This is a genomic window from Yersinia sp. 2553 StPb PI (assembly GCF_052217105.1).
Taxonomy (GTDB): Bacteria; Pseudomonadota; Gammaproteobacteria; order Enterobacterales; family Enterobacteriaceae; genus Yersinia; species Yersinia enterocolitica_E.
Genome location: NZ_JAZGPX010000002.1, coordinates 824,737 through 846,153, shown reverse-complemented (window position 1 = coordinate 846,153; position 21,417 = coordinate 824,737). Strand labels below are relative to the sequence as shown.

The following is a 21,417-nucleotide window of genomic DNA, read 5'->3' as shown; positions in this document are numbered from 1 at the left end:
ATCATGAAAGAACTGTCTTTTCTGTTGAGTCTTAAAAATAATCTGAGCGCACCGCTCGGCAAGGCGCAACAGTCTGTCGAACAGTTCGCCAAACAGTCACAACGGGCCTTTAAACAAATTGCGGTCGGGGCTATGGGGTTGTGGGGCGTTGCTCAAGGCCTCAAAGGCTTGCTTGCCCCCGCTCATGAGGTTCAGAAAACATTAGATGAGTTGTCTACACGTAATGTCAGTACGCAAGCCTTAGACAAAATGTTTAAGGCTGCGCAGACATTTAGCACCGCTTACGGCAAGAATGCCGCCGACTTTATCAGCTCAGCAACCATCATCAAAAGTACCATTGCCGGCATTACCGACAATGAGTTACCACGCTACACCACCGCCATAAACACCCTTGCCATAGCGACCAAAGGCAGCGCCGAGGGGGCCGCTAATTACATGGCTGACATGGCAAATAACTTCCGCACCACGGCAAGCGAAATGGGCAATATCCCATTTGCCGAAATGATGGCGTCAAAAGGTGCGTACATGGTGCAGAATTTTGGCGCAAACCTTGACGAAATCCGCGAAATGGTCAAGTCCAGCAAGGGAACCGGTACCCAGATGGGCGCAGGCATGGACGAACAACTCGCCGTCCTGGGGATGCTCAAGCAGACCAAAGGCACCGAGGCCGGCGGGATTTACGACGCATTCCTGAAAAGCGCCATTGAGGGCGGTAAACAGTTGGGCCTGAGCTTTACTGACGCACAAGGCCAGATGTTGGAATTCCCTGACATTCTGCAAAAACTTCAGGCGAAATTCGGTAACACCATTGAGGGCAACGTTAAGGCGCAAGCCGTATTAAATAAAGCCTTTGGCGAGGGTGCGCAGGCATTGACCGCCACCTGGGGCCAGGCGGATAAGTTGCGTAAACATATGCGCGATATGGGGAACACTCAGGGTTTAGAGAGAGCCATAGAAATGGCTAAAAAAATGGCCGACATGTGGGAACGTGTTGATCAGGTGTGGAAGCGTATTCGAATTGCCGTGGGTATGCAGCTTATCCCCGCCATATCCCCCCTGGCTGATTACGCCATCAACGCCGGTACGCAATTCGGTAAGTGGCTGGAAATGTTTCCCAACATTGCGCGCTGGATTGGTTACCTCGCACTGGCAACGCTGGGAATGGCTGCAGCCGGCGCAATCGCCAATGTCGTGATGGGGGTATCGAAATTTATCATGATGGGCTGGACGGGGATAATCAAGCTGACAACCGCCGCCGTTCGCGGGCTGATGTGGGCGATTAACCTCAAGGCCCGCGCCATTCAGCTAGCGACCTTTGTCACGGTCATTTATAACGGCGCACTAAAATTCTTGCGCGTCGCGCTCATTGCTACTCGCATGATGTTGATAAGCAGCACGGTTGCCATGCGCGCCTACGGTATCGCCACTATGTTAGCCGGCGTTGGGATGCAGTTATTGACCAGCCCGATCACCTTAATTATTGCTGGCCTTGTCGCGCTGGCGGCGGGTGTTTGGTATGTGATTTCCCATTGGGATCAGCTTAAAGCCGCACTGTTGGACAGCGCCGCATTCCAGTGGGTTATGCAGATTGCCGGCCAGGTCGGGGAGATGTTCGCCGGTGTATGGTCCTCGATTACCCTGGGCTGGGAAATGGTGGTTGGGTTCTTTGCTGGTCTGTCACCTGTAGAAGCCTTTAACGGTTTTGTTGACGCTATCGGCAATGTGTTTAGCGGTCTGTGGGATTACCTGACGGAGTCTTTCGGCGCGACCTACAACTGGATTGTCAGCAAGCTCAATAAAATCCCCGGCGTGAATATCGACCTTAAGCCTATCGGCCAGAGTGAGGGAGGCGCAGCCGCGCCAGCAACCACCCTCCCCGCGCCGGCGGGTTTGGTCAGCCCGGCGATGAACAAGGGCGGGATAGCCAAAACCCTGACCACCAATAACAGCAACCAGAGCAGTACCGTGCGCACCGGTAACACCATCGGCGAAGTGAATATTTACCCGCCGAACGGGGCCACGCTGGATAGCATCATGGAATCAAGGGAGCTTGCCGCCGGATGAGTGAACAACTGTACATCGACCTGCTAATCACTGACGGTGATTTTACGCTTTCATCCGGTAATGAACCGCTGTTGTGCGATAACCGCATCAGCATTGCGCAGGACTGCGTACATCGGATTATTGAGTCCGGCCTGGTTAAGTTGCTGATTGCCGAGCGTAGCCCGGTATTGCGCACCGATATCTTGTTGCAAATGGAACTGTTGACCGAAACCGATACCCGCATTGTGCCGGGTACCGTACTGATTACCGATGATGACCAGGGGCATTATTTTATTACCGCTGATACCTACGATTTCGGCCCACTGTCACTGCGAGACTTATTATGAATAATCGCCCTAATCCTGACTATAAGGCCATTCTTGCCGATCAGGGCATGCCGACGACTGAAAGCCAGGTACAAGCGGAATTCGCAAAGGTCGCGGCTGATGAAAATTTGGTCACCAACACCTCGAATATGTCGCCGTTCTGGCGGCTTATCAAGGCGATTGTTACAGCGCCGGTGATGTGGCTGATTGATGCCCTGGTAAATACAGTGATGGCAAATATGTTCCTGGCAACTGCCAGCGGGCAATTTGTTGATCTGTTTGCCTGGGCGGTCAATTTGTCCCGCAAAGATGCCAGCCTTGCCCAGGGCGTAATCCGCTTTACCAAAGATAGCGTTAGCGCTGAAATTACCGTACCCGCCGGCACTGTGATCCAGACCGAACGCATTAACGGCACCGTTTATAAATTAATGACATTGGCCGATACCGTTATACCTGCTGGTGTAACCGGGGCGTTGATTGCGGTCAATGCTGAATCAGCCGGCAGCGGCCACAACCTGGCACCCGGCTATTTCCGTATTCTACCGGTCGCGGTCAATGGCATCGCCAGTGCGGTAAACGAGGATAATTGGTTAATCGCGCCGGGGGCTGATAAGGAGCTGGACGACGATTTGCGTGACCGGGTGCGCAATCAGTTTAATTTGCCGGGCCAGTATCATATCGATGCGGTTTACCGTGGGTTGATTGCAGGCATTGCCGGCCTGACCACTGACCGAATTTTTTTCCTACACGATGCTCCGCGCGGGCCGGGAACGGCCAACGTCTATTTATTGCTGGATTCCGGCATCGCCAGCCAGCCGTTTATCGACACAGTAAATGATTATGTGATGAGCCAGGGCAACCACGGCCACGGCGACGATGTGCTGTGTCTACCGTTGCCAGAAGAAATTCATAACTTGACCGTGACGCTTCACTTTTTCGATAGCAGCAATTTAGACGATGAGCAAAGCGACGCCTTGCTGGCAAATATCCGCAATCTGATTGGCTGTGCATTCCGGGAAAACACCGATTACACCGTGCAAAAGACCTGGCCGCACAGCCGCTTTTCTATGTCCCGCCTGGGGGAAGAATTGCACGATCACTTTGCTGAAATCGAATCGCTGACTTTTTCGCGGGGTGACATTATCAGTGGGTTATTTGTGCCACGCCTGGGCGTTCTGACGCTGGAGAAAGCCAATGGATAAGCTACCCGCATTTACCTTGCCGGTATGGCTGAACAAAGGCGAGCCGGTCAAATTAATGCGCGCCTGCCTGGCCTTTTGGCAAAAGGTTTACACCTGGATCAAGTGGCCGCTTAACCAGGCAGACCCGTTAACCTGCGTCGTGCCGTTACTCAATCTGCTGGCGTATCAGCGGGATGTGACCCGATTCCCTGGCGAACCGCTCCCCCTCTTTCGTAAGCGGGTACATTTTGCCTTTATCAATGCCAAAGACGCGGGATCTGTGTCCGGGTTTATTGCGATATTCGCCCGCCTGGGCGTGGGCTATGTCGAACTGTTAGAGCGCCAGCCCGATATTGATTGGGATGTCATAACGGTGCGTGTCACTGATAGCCAAGTGGCTGAAAACAGTGAATTACTGATGAATATCATTCGCCAGTATGGCCGCACCTGCCGCCGTTATCAGTACGAAATAATCACCCCTGTTGATATGTATATCCGCGCCGGCCATGTGGGTTGTGAATATATCTGTTACAGCGCCAGCACCGTATCAAATGAAGTGACAACAACCGCCGCCTTTGGCGCGTCGCTGATGGAGAAAAACTAATGTCACAAACTGCTATTACTTTTGCTTTCGAACAATGGAAAGCCCAGGAAGCCGCAGCGGGTAAAACCGTGGTGCTGGATGAATTTGTCTTGGCCTATGTGCCAGGTCTGGATCATACCGTCCCCATTAACCGCGCCGAAACATTGCCGCCAGTGGCGCAAATCGTTCACCGCCAAGCGGTGAATAAAATTGGCCTGGTCAATGATAATGCGGTGGTTTATTCCGTCACTATGGGTACTGAATTGGGTGACTTTGATTTCAACTGGATCGGGCTGGTCAATAAGGCCAGCGGTACGGTGGCGATGATTGTTCACGCACCGACCCAGCGCAAAGTTGCTAACGTAGCCGGCCAGCAAGGTAACGTCTTGACCCGTTCATTTTTGATGGAATACAACGGCGCGGCGACCGCAACCGGCATCACTACACCGGCGGAAACCTGGCAAATTGATTTCACCGCCCGATTGACCGGCATTGATGAAATGCAGCGGTTAATTAACGTTGATAACTATGGGGCTGGCGCATTTTTTAACACGGGTTATCTGGTTGCCAAGACAGGCGCACAATTCTTTGTGACCAAGGGTACGGGTTATATCGGCGGCATTCGAGCCGACCTACCCGCAAATCGCAATATTACGGTACCCGCCACCACGACCAAGGTTTGGGCTGACGTCAGTTTGCAGGGCAACATTACCAGCCAATGGGAAGCGGTCATTAAAATTACCGTCGCGCCGACGCTGGAAAATTATAGCCAATCAGGCTTTATGCACTATGTGTTTGCGGTTGCCAGCATAGACGCAGCCGGAAAAATTACCGACTTGCGCCCTAAGGGTTCGATGACCGAGCAAGAATCCAGTGACGCACTATCCAGGCATGAGAAATCACGTAATCACCCGGACGGCACGCTAACGGAAAAAGGGTTTGTTCAGATGAGCAGCGCCACCGATAGCGACAGCGAAACGCTGGCCGCAACATCAAAAGCGGCCAAAATAGCGATGGATAATGCCAACGCGCGGTTAGCCAAAGAGCGGAACGGCGCGGATATTCCTAACCCGGTACTGTTTCGGCAAAGTCTGGCGCTGAAAGGCGCGGCGCTAGTTGATATCGGTAAAACGGCCGGCACTGCGGCAGCGGGTGACGATAGTCGGATAGTGGACGCCATCAGCATTAAAAACACCAATATTCAGTTACCCGGAAACCTTGGCGTAAAGAATCTTGAAGTCCACCCGATGCCGAACAGTGCTGAGGGCGGGCAAATTGATTTATATGATAAAGCTGATACCAAGGCCGCCTTTATTGATATTGACTCAGCAGGGGGTTTTCGCGTGGTTACGGAGGGAGTGGGCGTTTCTCTTCAAATCAATAGAACCACTCGTGATGTATCAGTTCCGGCGTTATTTACCGCTGGCAACTCTGTACGCTCTGGCAACGGTACTGCATGGCTGGCTCCAGATGGGAACATTTACGGCTCGGTGTGGGGTGGTTACTTATCCACATATATAGGTCATAGAGTAAGGGCGTGGGCGGCGGTGCAAGGGAACGGAACAATAGTCAGCAGCTTCGGTTTTTCAGCAATAAACCGTACCAACGTTGGCGGCTATAACTTCACAATGTCAACGTCAAACGGCGCATATGCCGTAACAGTCGGGATTAACGGCGGCTCACAAAACGGCGCGATAAGTGCTCACTCCGCCAATATTTGGAATAGAAGCCCTAACTCATTCAGCATCCAAAACGCAAATGACAGCGGCACACAGTACAACTGGATTGATTGGCCTGAGTTTTATGTCATCGTCGTTGGCCCATAAGGAGTAAGTGATGGAGCAATTTATTAATCAAGAAATGCCAGATAACGACGCTTACGACAATATCTATGTTGTGGTGTTTGAAAACGACAGCGGTCGCGGTATGACAGTGGTTAATTTCGCCGCGCAAAAGTATTTAGATGCCTTCACCCATGATGGCCCTTGGCTAAAAATTTTGCGAGAGGATCTGCCAGACCAGCGATTTATTGAAGCCTGGCAGTTCAATAAAAAACAGAAGGCCATCGTGGTAAACCCCGTTTGGTTGCAAGAAATGCATGTTGCCGAAGCCGAAAGAGAGCGCAGCCACAGAATTTGGTCAGTTCAGGACGAGCTTACAGCGCTGCAAACTGACTTTATGCTGGAGATTATTGATGATGAGGATACGGCACGTTTAATCAAACTGAAAAAATACATCATTGCGCTTAAGCAATTAGATGTATCAACCGCACCCGATATTATTTGGCCGGAAAATAAATAATGTGGCATAAATCCGTGTTACGCATCCCGGCCAATTTGGCCCCGGTCAATTGCTCAACCGTGGCCGTTCATCCCTGGGCGTTTGGCGTTGGTCAAACAGAAAAATCAGGCTCGTTTCTGAGTCCGGCCAATGCGATTGATACACTCGCCAGCCGGTTGGCCGGCGCAGACAGCGAACAGGATGTGGTGGTATTTCTTATTACCGCCACATCCCTGGGCCAGTTTATTACCCTGTTGACCACCGCCGCCGAGGTGTTTCCGATACCGGCATTGACTCAGGTTCAGCGCCGGGCCAAAGCCGCCTTGAGTTTAGATGTCAGCAAAATGCAAATTCCCGCGCGTCCGGGTGGTTTGCCAGCCAGTGCGCCGCTATCCGTTGCAACCACGCGCATGGCATCCGGTGCGCAAGCCTTGCAAAAAGCGATCAGCGATACCGCCGCCGGCAGCAGTAGCGAGGCTATCGGTACAGCCCTGGCGGCATTCAAACAACAGCGCGCCGCATTGCTGACCGATGCAAAAAATCGCCTGGAACAATTACAAGGGGCGAGTGTGCCAATTTGGGCGTTTTCAGTGGAGGGCAACACGCAAACGGCTATCGCTGAGATGAAAAAAGACATTCCCGACAGCCAGGCCATTTTTAGCCTGGCGTTACTGTTTGTGGGCGCGGATTTGGCCCCACTGCGTGCAATGGTGGTAAATCATGGCTGATATTGTGATGCTGGCGCTCGATGGCGAGGCGATTCTATTAAAAAACATTCTGGTTACGCTGACGATGCCCATACAGGACAAAGACCAGAGCGGCCAGGCCAGCAGTACCAACAAATCAGAGCAAGGCACCAAAGGCAAAGAGTTGCGGGTATCCGGGTTAATCCGATATACGGATGCCGCTATGTTGACGCGTATTTATAGCCTGGCCGAAGCCAAGAACGCAGATGGCAGTAAGAAGCGCTATCGTGTCGCGCACTCCCTGGCCCAGGCGGTGAAGTTCCGGGAAGCCACCTTTACCAGTGGCGTGGATGCCGCCGAACAAACAAATGCGATGGCCTGGCTGGTTAATTTTACCCTGACTGAGTTTTCCAGTGTGGCCGAACGTAAGGCCCAACAAGCTAGCAAAGGCGGGAAAAATGCCACTATCCAGACCGCAGGCGGTACCGCGACCGCGTCAGAGGGCGAGACAGCGGAAAGCCGCTCATGGTTTGAAAGTGTTCTGCAAAAAATTGATAACACCATAGGCCCGGCAGGGGGTAGCGCATGAAATCCGTTGTCACGTTGCGTATTGGCGATGATGTTATCCCCGCTAATAACTTAAATCTTTCGCTCTCACTTAATGGGTGCGGCCTGGGGTTTGTTACTGCGCTAACTGACCAAGATTGTAACGGTAAATTGGTGCGGCTGGATTTGGGCAATAACGCCTCGATATTCCGCTGGCTAACCGGGTTTGTGGAGCGTAGCGCGCCGGCTGAAAATGGCGCGCAGCGGTTAATGGTGCGGGAGCTGGTCGGCGTGTTCGAACGTTCTTGGCCGTGTTCATTGCAACACCCGACTTTGCGCGATGTTACCGACGCGGTCGGTAAATCCACCAACATGCGTTTTGTGTTACCAGAAAACACCGCTTACACCGACACCCCGATCCCCCATTTTCAGCATAATGGCAGCGGTAACCAGCTTTTACTTAACCTGGGGCGCGCGTTCAGTATCCCGGATTTTGTCTGGTATCAGTTGCCCGATGGCACGGTCTATGTCGGCAGTTATGCTAATTCCCGTTTTGCACAAACGCCGGTCGATGTTCCACAGGAATTCGCCCAGGGCGGCGGCGGCGGGAATAGCCTGACATTGCCACTTATCCCGGCAATCCGTCCGGGTGTGATTGTTAATGGCCGGCGCATCACCAGGGTGGATGTAAGTGACGACACCATGACATTGAACTGGACGCCACTAAACGCCCAGGGCCAGCCGGCGCAGAAATCCCCGGAACAGCGCCAGATTGAAAAGCTTTATCCAGAATTGGGGGCGGGTTTACATTTGCCCCGCCGCGCGCGGGTAATGAGTCCGACCGATGCCGCCGAGTTGGGCGACCCGTCCGACCCCTTCCGGCCACGTTATGCGGTCAATGTTCAATTGCTGGACGAGAACGGCAACGCCGCCGCCGGCGCGCAGGAATATAACGCGGTACCGCTTCCCATTCCGATGGCTGGCAGCGAGGGCGGTATGTTCCAGTTCCCGCCAGAGGGAACACTTGTCGAAATTGGTTTTGCAGATGGCCGGCCAGATAAGCCGATGATCCGGCAAATACTGTCTGAGGGGTTATCACTGCCCGCAGTCAAGCCGGGCGAACAGTTGCAACAGCAGCGCGCCGGCGTCAGTCAGCGCGTGACGGTTGACGGCAGTTGGCAGCGTGATACCGACCAGGCGATAGAAGAAACCAGCAGCCGGCGCAGCGTGACCAGTGACGAGGAAAGCCGCACCACTACGACCCGCAACACCACGGTAAAAGCCAACGACAGCACCACGGTACTGGGAACTAAAACCCTGATAGCCGGCCAGGTGGTGCAACTTGCTGAGGGTGATTATTCGATAGGCACATCGGCAAACATGGTGACCAAAGTCGGCAAAGACAAAAATGACGATGTTGGCCAGAGCCAAAACATTAAGGTTGGCCAGAACCAAACGACCGACGTTGGCGGTGCGCTTACGGAGAAAATCGCAGGCATTCGTCGCAGTGTTGCCGCCGCGCAGGAACTTATCGCACCCTCCGTGCGCCTGGGTACCGATGATATCAACGTGCTGACGTTGCTTACTGATACGCTGGACGTGATCCAAACCCTGGCACAGCAGACCGCTAGCCATACCCACATCAACACCGGTGGGCCACTGAATGCCGGCGATTTCACCGCCACAGCCAACCGCACTCAAGCCCTTACTACCAAGTACGGCCCCTTCATTGCCTAACCTCCATAGAGCACAGACATAACCGTCTGTGCTTCAGTGCTCCCAACATCCCCCGAACAGTAATAAAATTACGTAATATCCCCGTAAGAATTACAGGAATATTTCACATTGCCCGTACCGCAAGGCCAGCACACATCGCACATAACGCGCTGAGAGCCACACCACGACACACATCCTTCAATGCATCTCTCGATTCAGATTCAAACAAGATAATCGCGCCATGGGCCACCCATGAAACATACGAGGTAAATCCAGCCACGTAAAAGAAAGGGGAGGTAAAACGCACACGCCCACCACGCCTGCACAAAATATTTGGCGAACTTATTACAGTTTGGTAACTCTACAAACGCCCACGCCAGGCCGCGCCAGTCCTAAAGATCTCGCATGGATCGCAAGATGTAACGAGTGATATATATTTCAGTGAATTACAGTAAAGAGAATGATCTCGATATGATCTAAGAAATTCAACGATATGATTTTAAAGGGGTTTTTTATTTTACGTCCGATCAAATGAAAAACGGAAAGCGTTCAGGAAAATAAATAGAATTGTGCGGCAAGCCAGACGCCGCAAGGGATTGCGCAAAGTTGAGGGGAAATTTTGATACTGTAAAAACGGGTGAAAAACTCACTTTGATCTCGGACAAAAAACCAACAAAAACAGTCAGAACGGCCACCAAGTAAAATACAATTCCTACACTTTACCCGCATACCATCAGGCAAAACAAAGCCCCGCAAGCGAGGCTGATTTATTCGATGTGGTCAATGCGTGGACATTGATAGAAATTAATCCTTTAATTTCAAAATGATACATTAAAACAAAAGACACCAGACGGTGCCTTCTTTGAAATTCTAGCTGTTTATGATGTCGACATCACCAAATAGCCGGTTCTTCACGTATAAACGGGTTAGTCTGCCGTTCATGGCCTAACGTAGACATTGGACCATGACCGGGAATAAACGTTATGTCATCACCTAAAGGCAACAATTTAGTCCGAATGGAGTTAATCAGTTGTTGGTGATCACCGCGTGGGAAATCACTACGCCCAACACCACCGTTAAAGATAACATCACCGACCAGTGCCAGACGCCCCTGTTGGTCAATGAAGACAATGTGACCTGGCGTATGCCCAGGGCAATGCAATACCGATAACTCCACTTCACCAACAGTGATTTTGTCACCCTCGGTCAACCAACGGGTTGGGGTAAAAGCTTCACATTCGCTCAAACCAAACATTCTGCTCTGCGCCGGTAGCCCTTCCAACCAGAACGTATCTTCTTTTTCAGGGCCATAAATCGGGATATCAAAATGAGCGGCTAACTCAGCAGCAGCACCCACATGATCCAGATGGCCGTGAGTCAACAAAATCTGGCTGACCTTTACCCCCTGACGTGCAACTTCAGCAATGATCTTGGCTGCATCACCACCAGGGTCTACCAATGCGGCCTGCTTTGTGGCTTCACACCAGATTAAAGTGCAGTTCTGGCTAAAGGCCGTCACCGGAATAATTTGATATTTCATAAAACTCCACCCCAAATGCAACTGGCAATATACCTATCATCTTTCAACCATACATCTGTATGGGCTGCGGTCGTTTACCCGAATCACTGATAGCATCAGTTTATCGAGATTAGCGAGCCAGGACTTTGAGGCTCGCCCTGTGGCTGGCATAAGTGCTATTCAAACCCACTCTGACCGATTTGGCACTTGCTTGCCACCGCCCTACAATTTGAAATCTGTTAGGTATGATTCAATGCATTGGCATAAAAATGTCTGCTACCAGGTTCTTGTCGGCCCAGTATCAATATGTACAAAGTTACTGCGAGGGTAATATCCTACACCACCTGCACGCATTTTTAATGCTGCTTTGCGGATATTACTCAATTGAATACCTTCAATATGAAAATCCATTGCCCGCCCTTGCGTGTGGAAACTGTGTTTGGCCACACCACGGCTGCGTTCGCGCAGTTCATTATTGGTATCAAGTGAGCGGTACCCGGAAATAAGCTGCACCGGTTTAGTTGTGCCAAGAAGCCCTTGCAGGCGGTATAGTTGATCAAACAGGCGTGGGTCGATAGTTTTTACCTTATTGGCCCGATAATCGCGAAAGAGATGGTTTAAGCGGGAAAGTTCATCTTTGTTATAGCCCCGACCATCAAAAAATTCGGCTTTTATGGACTCGCCTGTATTGAGGTTATTCAGGGTCAAGATCCGTGGGCGAGGAGTAGAAAGGGTGGCAAATGCCTGCCCTGGAAGCAGCGATATACCCAGCGCTGCCCCGCCTAACGTTAGCCATTTACGGCGATAATTATCAATTTTATCCATGATCTCTGTTAATACCCGGCAAGAATGTCAAAAGAAAGCACTAACCAAATGTGCCGTCCCGAACCATAACCGCCTACGGAAAACCAGTCAACCCGCATTCGGCCCGCACTCGCTGTGCGTTTAAGTTCGGTTATAGAGAACCCCAATTTGGGGCCCCCTACGACAACCCGATATTAAGACCATTAGTTATTGAGTTTTACTGCATTTATTGCATTAAAAGTTCAGCCTGAGGTGAGATTTGTGCACCGGATCTCACCGTCTTATCATAATTGTAAATATCTGTTCTAAATTGTGGCCTACCGTCATCCGCTACCCATGCTGTCAGGTAATACAATTGCACCGGGACACGTTGGCGAATATTCACGTAGGTGGTATCGCCTTGTTTTAACGTTGAGGAAACCCGCGCATCATTCCAGCCAGCATCTTGCAATAACATATTTGCCAGATCCGAGGCTTTATTGACGCGGACACAGCCGGAACTTAATGCACGGATATCTTTCTGGAACAGACCATGGTTCGGCGTGTCATGTAAGTAGATAGCATCAGAGCTTGGCATATTGAATTTGAAGCGCCCTAATGAATTGCTGGCACCTGGTGCCTGACGCAGACGGTACGGGAAGTTATTAGGCGAAATCATGCTCCAATCGATCATCGATGGATCAACAACTTCAGCCTCATTACTCCAACCAGACAGAACGGTATAACCATGACGCTGGAAATAGCCGGCGTCATAGCGTGCTTTGGGTACGATATCCTGGCGCACCAGAGACGTTGGTACATTCCACGGCGGATTGACCACCACATTATTTAACGCACTGCTCATCAACGGTGTCTTGCGGCTTGGACGGCCAACAATCACCCGCGATGAGAGAACCTCAGCACCATTCTTATAATAATTAAGCGAATAGTTTGGGATATTAACCATAATGCCGTTATCGACGTGTCCCGGTAAAATACGCAACCGCTGAATATTCAATGCCAATAATGTTGCCCGCGTTTGTGGTGAGACATTCAACCATTCACGAGTTCGGACACCAATAACACCATCATCACTTAGCCCATGCCACTGTTGAAAACGTTTAACGGCTTCCACCAACTCAGGCGTATAAACATTGTCGGTTATAGTTGTGGTGAGCGGCGCTGATGGCGACGCTACAACCCCACCGGTAACAGGAACGTCGGCCACGGGTGCCGCTGAAGGGCTAACCACTAAACTGTGAGCCTGAGCACGGCTCTTTTCTTCATCAACCGAGAGATCATCATTGACCACGGCTACTGCTGGATTATCCACCGGGATAACCTCTGGGACTTTGGCCGGTTCAGATGCAATGGGGTGTAGCATGCCCGTTCTGTCTAGGATTTCCCGTAGCGCTGGAATATCGTCACTTAACTGACCTGGGCGCAGGCTGGGGCCATTAGACATCTGTGGCCATGGCTGGCGGTCTGCCAGCATCAGTTTCAATGCCTGATGCATTTTGTCGTATTGAGGATGTTGGGGGGCCAGCGATGCCAGATAGGGTGCGGTGGTCCCTTCATGCACCGCTTGCTGCCAACGATTTAAAATAGTAACCGGCGGCATCGCCATTTTGTATGGCACATTGCTGTATAACCAGACACTACCGTTAGCGCCAACACCTGAAATAAAGTGCAAGTATCCCAGCATGGCATCCGACAAAATAACATCGCGAGCTTGACCGGTAATGTCAGGGTCACTCAGCCATTTTACCCACTGCATAAATTGCGGCTGGAGACCGGAGAGTGCCACTTCAGCTAATTGCTGCTGAAAATGCTGCACCGCAGTTCTATCCTGCCACATCGGTTGCATACGGTTGGCGGCATAAAGTAATGCCAACTCAGAAGCATAGAAAGGTGTCACCGTTTTAGGCAGCACTGATAATAACTGTGAGCGGCTTTGTGCGACCGACATTGTCGTACCACTCATAGGCAGCGCTGAGGATGAGTCTAACGGCATGACAGGTGCCGTGGCTGATGCTGTAAATATCGGCATCAGGCTATAAATTAAAGCGCAGTATAATGCTAATGCGCGTTGCGGATTTCGTTTCCCTATCGACATTCTATGCCCCCGGTATGCTTATCTAAGTACGTCATAGTCTGTCGTTACCCTTCTTCCCTGAAGCCGCAGCATTGTTGCTGCTCTGGCACCCGAATCCCTGAGCGTCGATCAGTTCAACGAGATTTGTTCGTTGGCTACCACTTCAATAGTTTCGGGTTTTCATCATTATTATACAAACAGAACTGCCCCTTGCGTGGTCAACGATATAAATTTAACCATTTACGTTACGCTAACAGATTTCCAGTGGTTATAAAATATAACCCTAAGGTGTGGAAGAAATAAAAATGGCCGCTAGTTAGCGACCATTTAATCGGATTAATTATTGCCGCCTTCTTTCTGAACAATAATTAACCGCCGGGTTGTATCTCGGCAGGTATCGGCGGCAATGTTGGTATTTCATTGGCAAAACCTCGTAAGCCAACCACATGTACATGCTCATGATTTTGGAAGACTTTTCGTACCAACTTATAGGTTGTCCCTTTTTCCGGGCTGATATTTTCTGGTGCTGCAATTATTAATTGCATTTCCAGCCGCTCGCACAGTTCAAATAATGTCGCGATAGATTTGGCATCCAAACGCGCCGCTTCATCGAGGAACAGCAAACGGCAAGGGGAAATATCTTTGCCGCGCAGACGACGTGACTCTTCTTCCCAACTCTGTACCACCATGACCAGTATTGACATACCGGTACCAATAGCCTCACCGGTTGACAATGCGCCGCTTTCTGCCCGCAGCCAGCCATCTGAACCGCGATAAACTTCGACTTCCAGTTCCAGATAGTTACGGTAATCAAGCAGTTCTTCACCGATGGTCTGCGGCAAGCGCTGCCCCATATCCATTTGTGGGTTCAACCGCTGGTACAGTTTTGCCAATGCTTCGGAGAAGGTCAGACGATTGCTATTAAACAGATCCTGATGCTGCTCTTGCTGCTCGGATAGCACATCGAGCAAGGTCGCGTGAGCTTCACGTACATTCACATTCAGCCGCACGCTCTTGACCTGACCAAATGACACCGCTTGCAAACCCTGATTCAGCATACGGATGCGGTTCTGTTCGCGCTGAATAGTTTTACGGATAATATTCGATACACTTTTGGAACTGATTGCCAGCTTCTGTTCGCGAGCGGTTAATTCTTCGGTCAAACGGCCCAGTTCAATCTCCATCTGTTCAATGGCTTCAACCGGATCATCAGTGCGAATAATATCCTGACGAATACGTTCACGCAGATGTTGGTAGACCGCGATATAGAACTGAATCTTACGCTCAGGCCGTTTCGGATCTTCAGACAAACGCAGCACATCGCGCAGATGTTCATTATCAGCCACCGCCAGACGCAGAGCACCCAAGGCTTTATCCGACATAGAACGCAGCTCGTCACCGTCCATATAGGCCAGTTCGCGGCGATGCAAACGACGCTCAACGCCATTATCTTTCACCATCCGCATCACCGCACACCAACCTGCTTTGGCATTGACGACTTGTTCACGGATCTGATGATAATCTCGTTCCAGCTTGCGCAGTTTCTTCTGGAGGCTATCCATCTCAGCTTCACAGAAGGTTAGCTGTTTTTCCAACTGATTACGGCGTGAACGGTTAGTACTTAATGCCGCATGCAACTCGTCACGGCGGGTACGAGCACGGGCTTCTGCATTAGCATCAGCCTGAACACCGATATCCACCAGTTCCTGACTTAACTCTTTCAGCATGTCACGCTTGGCGTCATAAGAACTTTTTAACGACGCTAGCACCTGATTATACTGGGTAAATTGCGCTTGATACTGACGTAACTGCTCACGAGCGCGAGTGCGTTCTGCTTCCGCCTGCTCCAAACGCTGGCGCAGTTTATCGTTGAGATCAGAGTTCTCCGTCAACATGCCCGCAGAATCGGTATAGCTAAAGTGCGCACGACGCTGAACAACTTCAGTCAGTGCAAAAGCTTGCTGTTTAGCCTGACGCTGGCTGTTTTGCGCCAATACATAGTTTTCCTGCAACTGTTCGTGTTGTTGCGGGTCACTTTGTAATACCGCTAACAGCGGTTCAAGTTTAGTCAGGGAAGCGCCATGCTTCTGAATATGGCGAGCCGCCTCTTGCGCTTGCGCCGATTCTTCAGTTATCTCTTCGACACGGTCAGTCAACGTATCATCAAGTAGCAATGAAATCAGTGGGATCAAGCGGTTAAGGGCTGAAATCCCCTCTTTAGCCTGTTCAAATTGCTGGCGCTGCTGCTGGTTGCTTTCTTCGTGTGCACTCAGAGCTCGCTCTATTTCACCACGACGGGTATTGAGTAAACGAATTTCAGCTTCAGGATCTGCATCAAATGCCACGGCCAGATGAGAACCGATAAAACGGCTGAATGCTTGATGCAAGCGTTGCGTTTTTTGCACATCAAATGACAACGTAGCATAACGCTCAGCCAGGCTGTCACGCTCTTGATACAGTGCTTCCAGCCGGTTCTCACGGGCAGCGCGGCCAAACAGCGGCAGTTCTGGATAACGGGAGTAACGCCACTGGCGATCCGCAATTTTAACCACTACTGCTTTTTCATGCTCTTCAACGGCAAATACACTGTCATCAAATGATTGCGGGTCACCCTCGATAAGATAGAGGTCTTCCGGGCAGTCTTCTAACCCCTGTAGTTGATCCCGCACTAGTGACAAGTCCGGTACCACGATACCGTGGCGCGATGGGCCATACAGCGCGGAGAAGTATGGCGCATCATCGATGGTAACATCGTCATAAATCTCGGAGAGCAACACACCACCGAAGCGTTCGGCCAAAGCAATCATCCGCGCATCTTCAGCACCACTTGGCTGACTTAACCGCTCAATTTGCGTATCAACAGCACGTTTGCTTGCGGCAACTTCATCGCGCTCCACCGTGGTTTCGCGTTCACGCTCCAGCAGTTGCTGCATGTGTTCGGTAACCTGACGGCTATCCTCCAGCGCCTCACCGCTCTGTTCGCTGAGTTGACTCAGCGCATCTTGTGCCGCCAACCAGACTGGCGCACGCGCCGTCAGCTCTTGAATTTTGAGCTTAATTTGCTCGAGTTCCTGACGCATTTCCATGCGCCGCTCACCAGCATCACTGACGTTGAGAGAGAGCTCTTCAACCTGTGACTCCAGCTCACGCTGCAACTCTTCCAACTCCTCCGGCTGGTATACTTGCCCCTGACGTTTACAGAACTCTTGCAGCAAGCGCTCTGCGTCTTGCTGAGCACGTAAACGCTGTTCCAGCTCTGACAAACGCATCCGCAATGGTTGCACACGTTCAGCCAAATGTTGTTGAGACGGCCAGTCACGCAACAATTCCCGCGCAGTTTGCCAGGCTTCACTGCGACTGACCTCGCCGGCGATAGCCACCACTAACTGATAAGCTTGCTCAAATTGGCTGTGCGCAGCATCAGCAACACTCAGTTTTTGCTCAAGTTGTAATAAAGATTCAGTCGCTTCCTGCTCTTTGGCATGGAAGGTTTCTAGCCACTCTTCGGCATTATCGGCAGTTAATTCTGGCAACTGACACAGTGCGCGCGCGCGTTCCAAAGCCTGTAAGGCTTGCTGATATTGGATAGCACGGGTCTGTTGAACGTCCAGCGCTTGCTGGTAATCGGCCAACTGACTTTTCAGTTCGTCCACCTCCAACTCAGCAGCTTCAGCACGGGCTTCGTTATCGGCCTGCTGCTCGCTGGCCTCGGCGACAACTTCATTTTGCTCTTCCAGCCGGTAAGTCAACTCTTCCAAATCACTCTGGTAGCGCTCGATCTTTTCCTGCTGGCGCATGGCGGTCTGCACCAGACTCAGGTGGTCACTGGCCGCCTGATAATCTGTTTCCAGATCCGATTCCGCACTGCTTTGCTCGGCTAATTCTCGCGACATTTCCACATGACGATACTGCTCAGTCACCAATTGCTTGCGGCTGGTCAGCAAGTCACGGCGCAATACCAATGCGCCATCAAGATGGATCCGCCGCTCATTGGCATGACGCATATAGTCAGCAGCAACGTAGGACGTTGCCTCTGAAATCAGATGCTTAAACAGATCACGATCAGATTGAGTGACACGAATAGCCTCAAGGGTCATACGGTTTTCACGCAATGCCGCTTCCATATCCTGGAAGGCTTTCCGCACGCCGCTGTTTTCTGGCAATAAGTAATCACGCAGTGAGCGGGTAATCGCGCTGGAAATACCACCGTACAACGATGCTTCTATCAAACGGTAAAATTTGCTGCGATCGGCAGAAGAGCGTAAACGCTTTGGAATCACACCCAAATCAAACATCAGCGAGTGGTAGTCAGTGATGGAGTTAAATTGCTTGAACTGCACCCCTTCCATCGCTTCGACGCGCTCTTTCAGCTCTTGTAATGACAGGACGCGCGCCTGACGCTCACCCACCACCTCTGTAAGAATCTGGGTAGGTTGGATAGCCGTCGGCAGCCCCTGAATGGTGAAAGGCTTAATATCAACCTTGCGGTCACGCCCTGCCACTTGTTGCAACCGCACCCCGACAACCACACGTTGGTGGCGGGAGTTGACGACATCCAGCGTTGAATAACAGACCCCGGCCCGCAATTTGCCGTGCAGACCTTTATCACGAGAACCACTGGTGGCACCGGCTTCGGTGGTGTTACGAAAGTGCAGCAGTGTCAGGTCAGGAATCAGTGCTGTAACGAAAGCGGCCATAGTGGTGGATTTACCCGCACCATTGCCGCCAGATAAAGTGGTTACCAGCTCATCAAGATCGAATGTCCGGGCAAAAAAACCATTCCAGTTAACCAAGGTCAGCGAGCGAAATTTACCGCGTTCAATCATTCCTGTTCATCCTCTGCACTGTCCGCTGCATTACCCATGGTGATGTCAGTTTCATCGCTTTCATCATGGAGTGACAGACTGTTTTCCACCGCCATGGCCTCGCCATCACGGATCATGCGTAACTGGGCTTCCCGTGGGTCATCGCCGCTACGCACATCAGCACCAAAGCGGAATACCGCTTCAGTGATACGAAACTTGCTGCTGTCATTGCCCATAAAGTAGATCATCCCCAACCGACGCAGCCGGTTAAGTGAGGTTCGTACTTTTTCCTGCAACTTCTGTTTATCCAAATCCGACCCGGTTGAGCGCTGGTTAACAAACTTCAGCAATTTGCTCTCATCGGCCAGACTTAGCAGCTCTTCGTATAATTCGTGCTGCGCGAAAATGCCTTCATGGGCCAAACGTTCAGGGCTGAGATACAGATAACAAAGGATCTTGCCAACCATCATATCCAGCTCAGATAGCACCGAGCGTGGAATCAGCGTGGTAGAACGGGGACGCAGATAGAAGAAACCTTCCGGTGCACGGATTAACTCCACGTTATAACGGGTATAAAACTCTTCCAGTTGCTCCTGAAAATCCATCAGGAAAGCATGATTATCCAGTTCATCAATCCCGATATGACGACCGGCACGTAACTGGCTGTCAAGTGCTGGAAACAGTGAGTTGGCCAATGCCTGAGCCAGTTTAACGGGCATTACTACTTCAATATTTGTTGATGACATGTGCCTGCACCTTGGCTCCGTAATCATTGATTGCCAACCATTCTGCTGGTAACCCTGAGAAATCGGCTTCGGCCACACCAAGGCGAACTGCCTGGTCGACCAGGATACGAGCCACGTCGAAATGACGAGCACGCGGATATTGCGCGAGGTAGTCGCGCATCACTTCCCCCAGATTAAGTGGCATCTTTTGTTGCTGGTATACCAACAACGCCTGCTCAATCAGGGCGGCTAATTGCTCACGGATCTCATTAAATTCTTCAAATTCCAGATCCGGTGGCAGCTCCCCGGTAACTTCCTCACTGCGCAACGCCAGTTCTTCATCGCGCATATCCAGCAAGCGATCAGCGTTGGCATAGGTGAGAGTCCATGGGCTATCAAAATAATTCTGAACTGACTGGCGCAAGCGTTGGGCGAAGACACGGTTTTTATCCATATCAATCGCAGTACGGATAAACTTATGCACGTGGCGGTCATAGCCGATCCACAGGTCAATCGCCTGCTGACCCCAACTGATAATGCGGTCAAGTTTACTTTGTAAATCAAAGACCAACTTATCCACCAGATCCAGACCCGCATTGCCGATAGTGGCTTCTTGAATACGTAACAGGTTAGCCTGAAGTTTATCACCTGCCGCTTCCAGCGTATCTTGTAATTCACGCAGTGTGCCGGATGTTTCTGACAACAGCATTTCACAACTGGCAATAGCCGCCCGCCAATCCTGATTCAGCAACGCGGCGATATCTTCCTTCACACTATGTTGCTGCTCGTCCATCAAGCGTTGCGTCATATCAATGCTGTCGAAAATTTCAGCAACTGAATATTTTAGCGGGGCAAAAACATTACGATGCCAGTGGAATTCATCCCCCCCCTCTTCGGCTGCTTCTGCCGCCCGTTGTAGCTCTTGTGCGACAATCGATAACTGCATTGACAGGCGCAGGGTGGAGAATTCGCGCTGCCGGATATAGTAGTCAGTGATACCAATGCCTAACGGCGTCAGGCGGTAAATCGCATTACCATCGGCAATTTCACTGGTAAAGCGGTTGAGTAACCGCTGGCGCACCATGTCATTGATAGCATTATTCGCGCGCACGGCCACGGTTTCATGGGTCTGCTCAAAACCTTTGCAGACGTGGCGAAATGCATCAACTAACTCCCCTTCACTCATTTCGCCATCCAGCCGCTCACCGTTTAACGTGGCAATAGCTAAAAGAAAGGCCAAACGATCGGTGGGCAGAGTAATCGAAAAGTCATTTTTCCGCGCCCAGGCGACCAGTTCGGGTACTGTCTGGGAAAAGTCACTCATAATGGGTCCTTCAGATTTGGCTTAAACGCCATGACATGCACGTAGCGCCCCAGGCTGATAAAGGGCTCCTGCCGGCAATAGCGCTGTTCCAACGCCAATAATTCAGCAAACTCATCAACTTGTTGCTGTTTATTTTTCATGTAATCGTGAAACACCCGTACTCCCGTCTTACCGCTAATGGATAAACCCATTTGCTCAAGCCAACCATATACCGTTGGTGGATCTAAAGGGTATTGCGGCGATAGCGAACGCTGCCTACGCCTTTTTACACCCGGTAACGCCAACTGAAAGTTACCCAATACCGCATTACGCATCACCAATCCATTGGCATTGAAAAACATCAATGAGAGCGCGCCGCCGGGAGTCAACGCATTAAAGAGTATTTGCAGAACGTGTTGAGGCTCTGCAATCCATTCTAAAACCGCATGGAACAATATCAGATCAACCGGCTGTTCTAAATGATGGGTGATGTCCTGAGCCGCACTTTGTACAAATTGCATGTTGTGGCTCACACCTTTTTCCAAGGCAGCGGCCTTCGCGCGCTGGATCATCTCCGCTGACAGGTCACATAATAGGACCTGATGGCCTAATGCCGCCAGTTGGCAAGCCATATGCCCTTCGCCACCACCTGCATCTAAAATCCGCAACGGGCGTGGTGGCAACTGCGCTAACAGCCCGCTGATATCTTGCCAAACCACCGCCTGGCGAATCATTCCCTTCGTCGTACCATAGATATTGCGGGAAAACTTCTCAGCAATGTCATCGAAATTGCGATCCTGCATGAACAACTGCTCCGCTATAACTA

At 51.1% G+C, this 21,417-nt stretch carries 17 protein-coding genes; 9 read left to right on the top strand and 8 right to left on the bottom strand.

The features are described from left to right. Positions 1 to 3 precede the first annotated feature (3 nt). The 9 genes from V2A84_RS05045 to V2A84_RS05005 are packed head-to-tail and all read left to right on the top strand — an operon-like array spanning position 4 to position 9,382. Positions 4 to 2,064 carry a phage tail tape measure protein gene (locus tag V2A84_RS05045; protein WP_420072986.1) on the top strand — a complete coding sequence of 687 codons (2,061 nt, stop codon included), beginning with the start codon at positions 4 to 6 and terminating at the stop codon, positions 2,062 to 2,064. After that, positions 2,061 to 2,390, top strand: a complete 330-nt coding sequence (locus V2A84_RS05040) for a DUF2590 family protein (RefSeq protein ID WP_050917218.1) — start codon at positions 2,061 to 2,063, stop codon at positions 2,388 to 2,390. Before V2A84_RS05045 ends, V2A84_RS05040 begins: the two co-directional genes overlap by 4 nt. After that, positions 2,387 to 3,571, top strand: a complete 1,185-nt coding sequence (locus V2A84_RS05035) for a baseplate J/gp47 family protein (protein ID WP_420072987.1) — start codon at positions 2,387 to 2,389, stop codon at positions 3,569 to 3,571. The genes V2A84_RS05040 and V2A84_RS05035 overlap by 4 nt, the downstream gene beginning before the upstream one ends. Continuing rightward, positions 3,564 to 4,154, top strand: coding sequence for a hypothetical protein (locus tag V2A84_RS05030; RefSeq protein ID WP_050917216.1), 591 nt, complete (start codon positions 3,564 to 3,566; stop codon positions 4,152 to 4,154). Before V2A84_RS05035 ends, V2A84_RS05030 begins: the two co-directional genes overlap by 8 nt. Then, positions 4,154 to 5,959 carry a phage tail-collar fiber domain-containing protein gene (locus V2A84_RS05025; protein ID WP_420072988.1) on the top strand — a complete coding sequence of 602 codons (1,806 nt, stop codon included), beginning with the start codon at positions 4,154 to 4,156 and terminating at the stop codon, positions 5,957 to 5,959. The genes V2A84_RS05030 and V2A84_RS05025 overlap by 1 nt, the downstream gene beginning before the upstream one ends. Positions 5,960 to 5,969: 10 nt before the next feature. Beyond that, positions 5,970 to 6,434: a tail fiber assembly protein gene (locus tag V2A84_RS05020; protein ID WP_420072989.1), complete on the top strand. Its 465-nt coding sequence runs from the start codon at positions 5,970 to 5,972 to the stop codon at positions 6,432 to 6,434. Continuing rightward, positions 6,434 to 7,141, top strand: a complete 708-nt coding sequence (locus V2A84_RS05015; protein ID WP_442848635.1) for a hypothetical protein — start codon at positions 6,434 to 6,436, stop codon at positions 7,139 to 7,141. The genes V2A84_RS05020 and V2A84_RS05015 overlap by 1 nt, the downstream gene beginning before the upstream one ends. Then, a complete protein-coding gene (locus V2A84_RS05010) occupies positions 7,134 to 7,688 on the top strand; it encodes a baseplate complex protein (protein WP_050132632.1) in 555 nt (184 codons plus the stop codon). Before V2A84_RS05015 ends, V2A84_RS05010 begins: the two co-directional genes overlap by 8 nt. Next, a complete protein-coding gene (locus V2A84_RS05005; RefSeq protein WP_420072991.1) occupies positions 7,685 to 9,382 on the top strand; it encodes a hypothetical protein in 1,698 nt (565 codons plus the stop codon). Before V2A84_RS05010 ends, V2A84_RS05005 begins: the two co-directional genes overlap by 4 nt. Before the next feature lie 103 nt (positions 9,383 to 9,485). On the opposite strand, the gene V2A84_RS05000 is transcribed toward V2A84_RS05005, so the two are convergent. The 8 genes from V2A84_RS05000 to cmoM all read right to left on the bottom strand — a co-directional run bounded on the left by V2A84_RS05000 (position 9,486) and on the right by cmoM (position 21,394). Continuing rightward, positions 9,486 to 9,668, bottom strand: coding sequence for a hypothetical protein (locus V2A84_RS05000; RefSeq protein ID WP_420072992.1), 183 nt, complete (start codon positions 9,666 to 9,668; stop codon positions 9,486 to 9,488). A gap of 585 nt (positions 9,669 to 10,253) precedes the next feature. Continuing rightward, entirely contained in the window at positions 10,254 to 10,901 is a 648-nt protein-coding gene (locus V2A84_RS04995; RefSeq protein ID WP_083158450.1) for an MBL fold metallo-hydrolase, read from the bottom strand. 255 nt (positions 10,902 to 11,156) lie between these two features. After that, on the bottom strand, positions 11,157 to 11,705 hold the full coding sequence (locus V2A84_RS04990) for a YcbK family protein (protein ID WP_083158449.1): 549 nt from the start codon (positions 11,703 to 11,705) through the stop codon (positions 11,157 to 11,159). Between the two features lie 205 nt (positions 11,706 to 11,910). Beyond that, positions 11,911 to 13,779, bottom strand: coding sequence for a L,D-transpeptidase (ldtD, locus tag V2A84_RS04985; protein WP_083158448.1), 1,869 nt, complete (start codon positions 13,777 to 13,779; stop codon positions 11,911 to 11,913). Positions 13,780 to 14,126: 347 nt separating this feature from the next. Further along, positions 14,127 to 18,584 carry a chromosome partition protein MukB gene (gene mukB, locus V2A84_RS04980; RefSeq protein WP_083158447.1) on the bottom strand — a complete coding sequence of 1,486 codons (4,458 nt, stop codon included), beginning with the start codon at positions 18,582 to 18,584 and terminating at the stop codon, positions 14,127 to 14,129. Continuing rightward, complete coding sequence (mukE, locus tag V2A84_RS04975; protein WP_042568220.1) at positions 18,581 to 19,309, bottom strand: chromosome partition protein MukE; 729 nt, start codon at positions 19,307 to 19,309, stop codon at positions 18,581 to 18,583. Before mukE ends, mukB begins: the two co-directional genes overlap by 4 nt. Beyond that, positions 19,290 to 20,612, bottom strand: a complete 1,323-nt coding sequence (gene mukF, locus V2A84_RS04970) for a chromosome partition protein MukF (RefSeq protein ID WP_102970391.1) — start codon at positions 20,610 to 20,612, stop codon at positions 19,290 to 19,292. Before mukF ends, mukE begins: the two co-directional genes overlap by 20 nt. Continuing rightward, the gene (gene cmoM / locus V2A84_RS04965; protein ID WP_083158446.1) at positions 20,609 to 21,394 is read right to left on the bottom strand and encodes a tRNA uridine 5-oxyacetic acid(34) methyltransferase CmoM; all 786 of its coding nucleotides are present in this window, start codon (positions 21,392 to 21,394) and stop codon (positions 20,609 to 20,611) included. The genes mukF and cmoM overlap by 4 nt, the downstream gene beginning before the upstream one ends. Between the last annotated feature and the right edge of the window lie 23 nt (positions 21,395 to 21,417).

Coding starts and splice junctions, on each gene's coding strand:
- cmoM (WP_083158446.1), bottom strand. CDS start 21,394: ATGCAGGATCGCAATTTCGATGACATTGCTGAGAAGTTTTCCCGCAAT.
- V2A84_RS05045 (WP_420072986.1), top strand. CDS start 4: ATGAAAGAACTGTCTTTTCTGTTGAGTCTTAAAAATAATCTGAGCGCA.
- V2A84_RS05030 (WP_050917216.1), top strand. CDS start 3,564: ATGGATAAGCTACCCGCATTTACCTTGCCGGTATGGCTGAACAAAGGC.
- V2A84_RS05015 (WP_442848635.1), top strand. CDS start 6,434: ATGTGGCATAAATCCGTGTTACGCATCCCGGCCAATTTGGCCCCGGTC.
- V2A84_RS05035 (WP_420072987.1), top strand. CDS start 2,387: ATGAATAATCGCCCTAATCCTGACTATAAGGCCATTCTTGCCGATCAG.
- mukB (WP_083158447.1), bottom strand. CDS start 18,584: ATGATTGAACGCGGTAAATTTCGCTCGCTGACCTTGGTTAACTGGAAT.
- V2A84_RS05020 (WP_420072989.1), top strand. CDS start 5,970: ATGGAGCAATTTATTAATCAAGAAATGCCAGATAACGACGCTTACGAC.
- mukE (WP_042568220.1), bottom strand. CDS start 19,309: ATGTCATCAACAAATATTGAAGTAGTAATGCCCGTTAAACTGGCTCAG.
- ldtD (WP_083158448.1), bottom strand. CDS start 13,779: ATGTCGATAGGGAAACGAAATCCGCAACGCGCATTAGCATTATACTGC.
- V2A84_RS04995 (WP_083158450.1), bottom strand. CDS start 10,901: ATGAAATATCAAATTATTCCGGTGACGGCCTTTAGCCAGAACTGCACT.
- mukF (WP_102970391.1), bottom strand. CDS start 20,612: ATGAGTGACTTTTCCCAGACAGTACCCGAACTGGTCGCCTGGGCGCGG.
- V2A84_RS04990 (WP_083158449.1), bottom strand. CDS start 11,705: ATGGATAAAATTGATAATTATCGCCGTAAATGGCTAACGTTAGGCGGG.
- V2A84_RS05025 (WP_420072988.1), top strand. CDS start 4,154: ATGTCACAAACTGCTATTACTTTTGCTTTCGAACAATGGAAAGCCCAG.
- V2A84_RS05040 (WP_050917218.1), top strand. CDS start 2,061: ATGAGTGAACAACTGTACATCGACCTGCTAATCACTGACGGTGATTTT.
- V2A84_RS05010 (WP_050132632.1), top strand. CDS start 7,134: ATGGCTGATATTGTGATGCTGGCGCTCGATGGCGAGGCGATTCTATTA.
- V2A84_RS05005 (WP_420072991.1), top strand. CDS start 7,685: ATGAAATCCGTTGTCACGTTGCGTATTGGCGATGATGTTATCCCCGCT.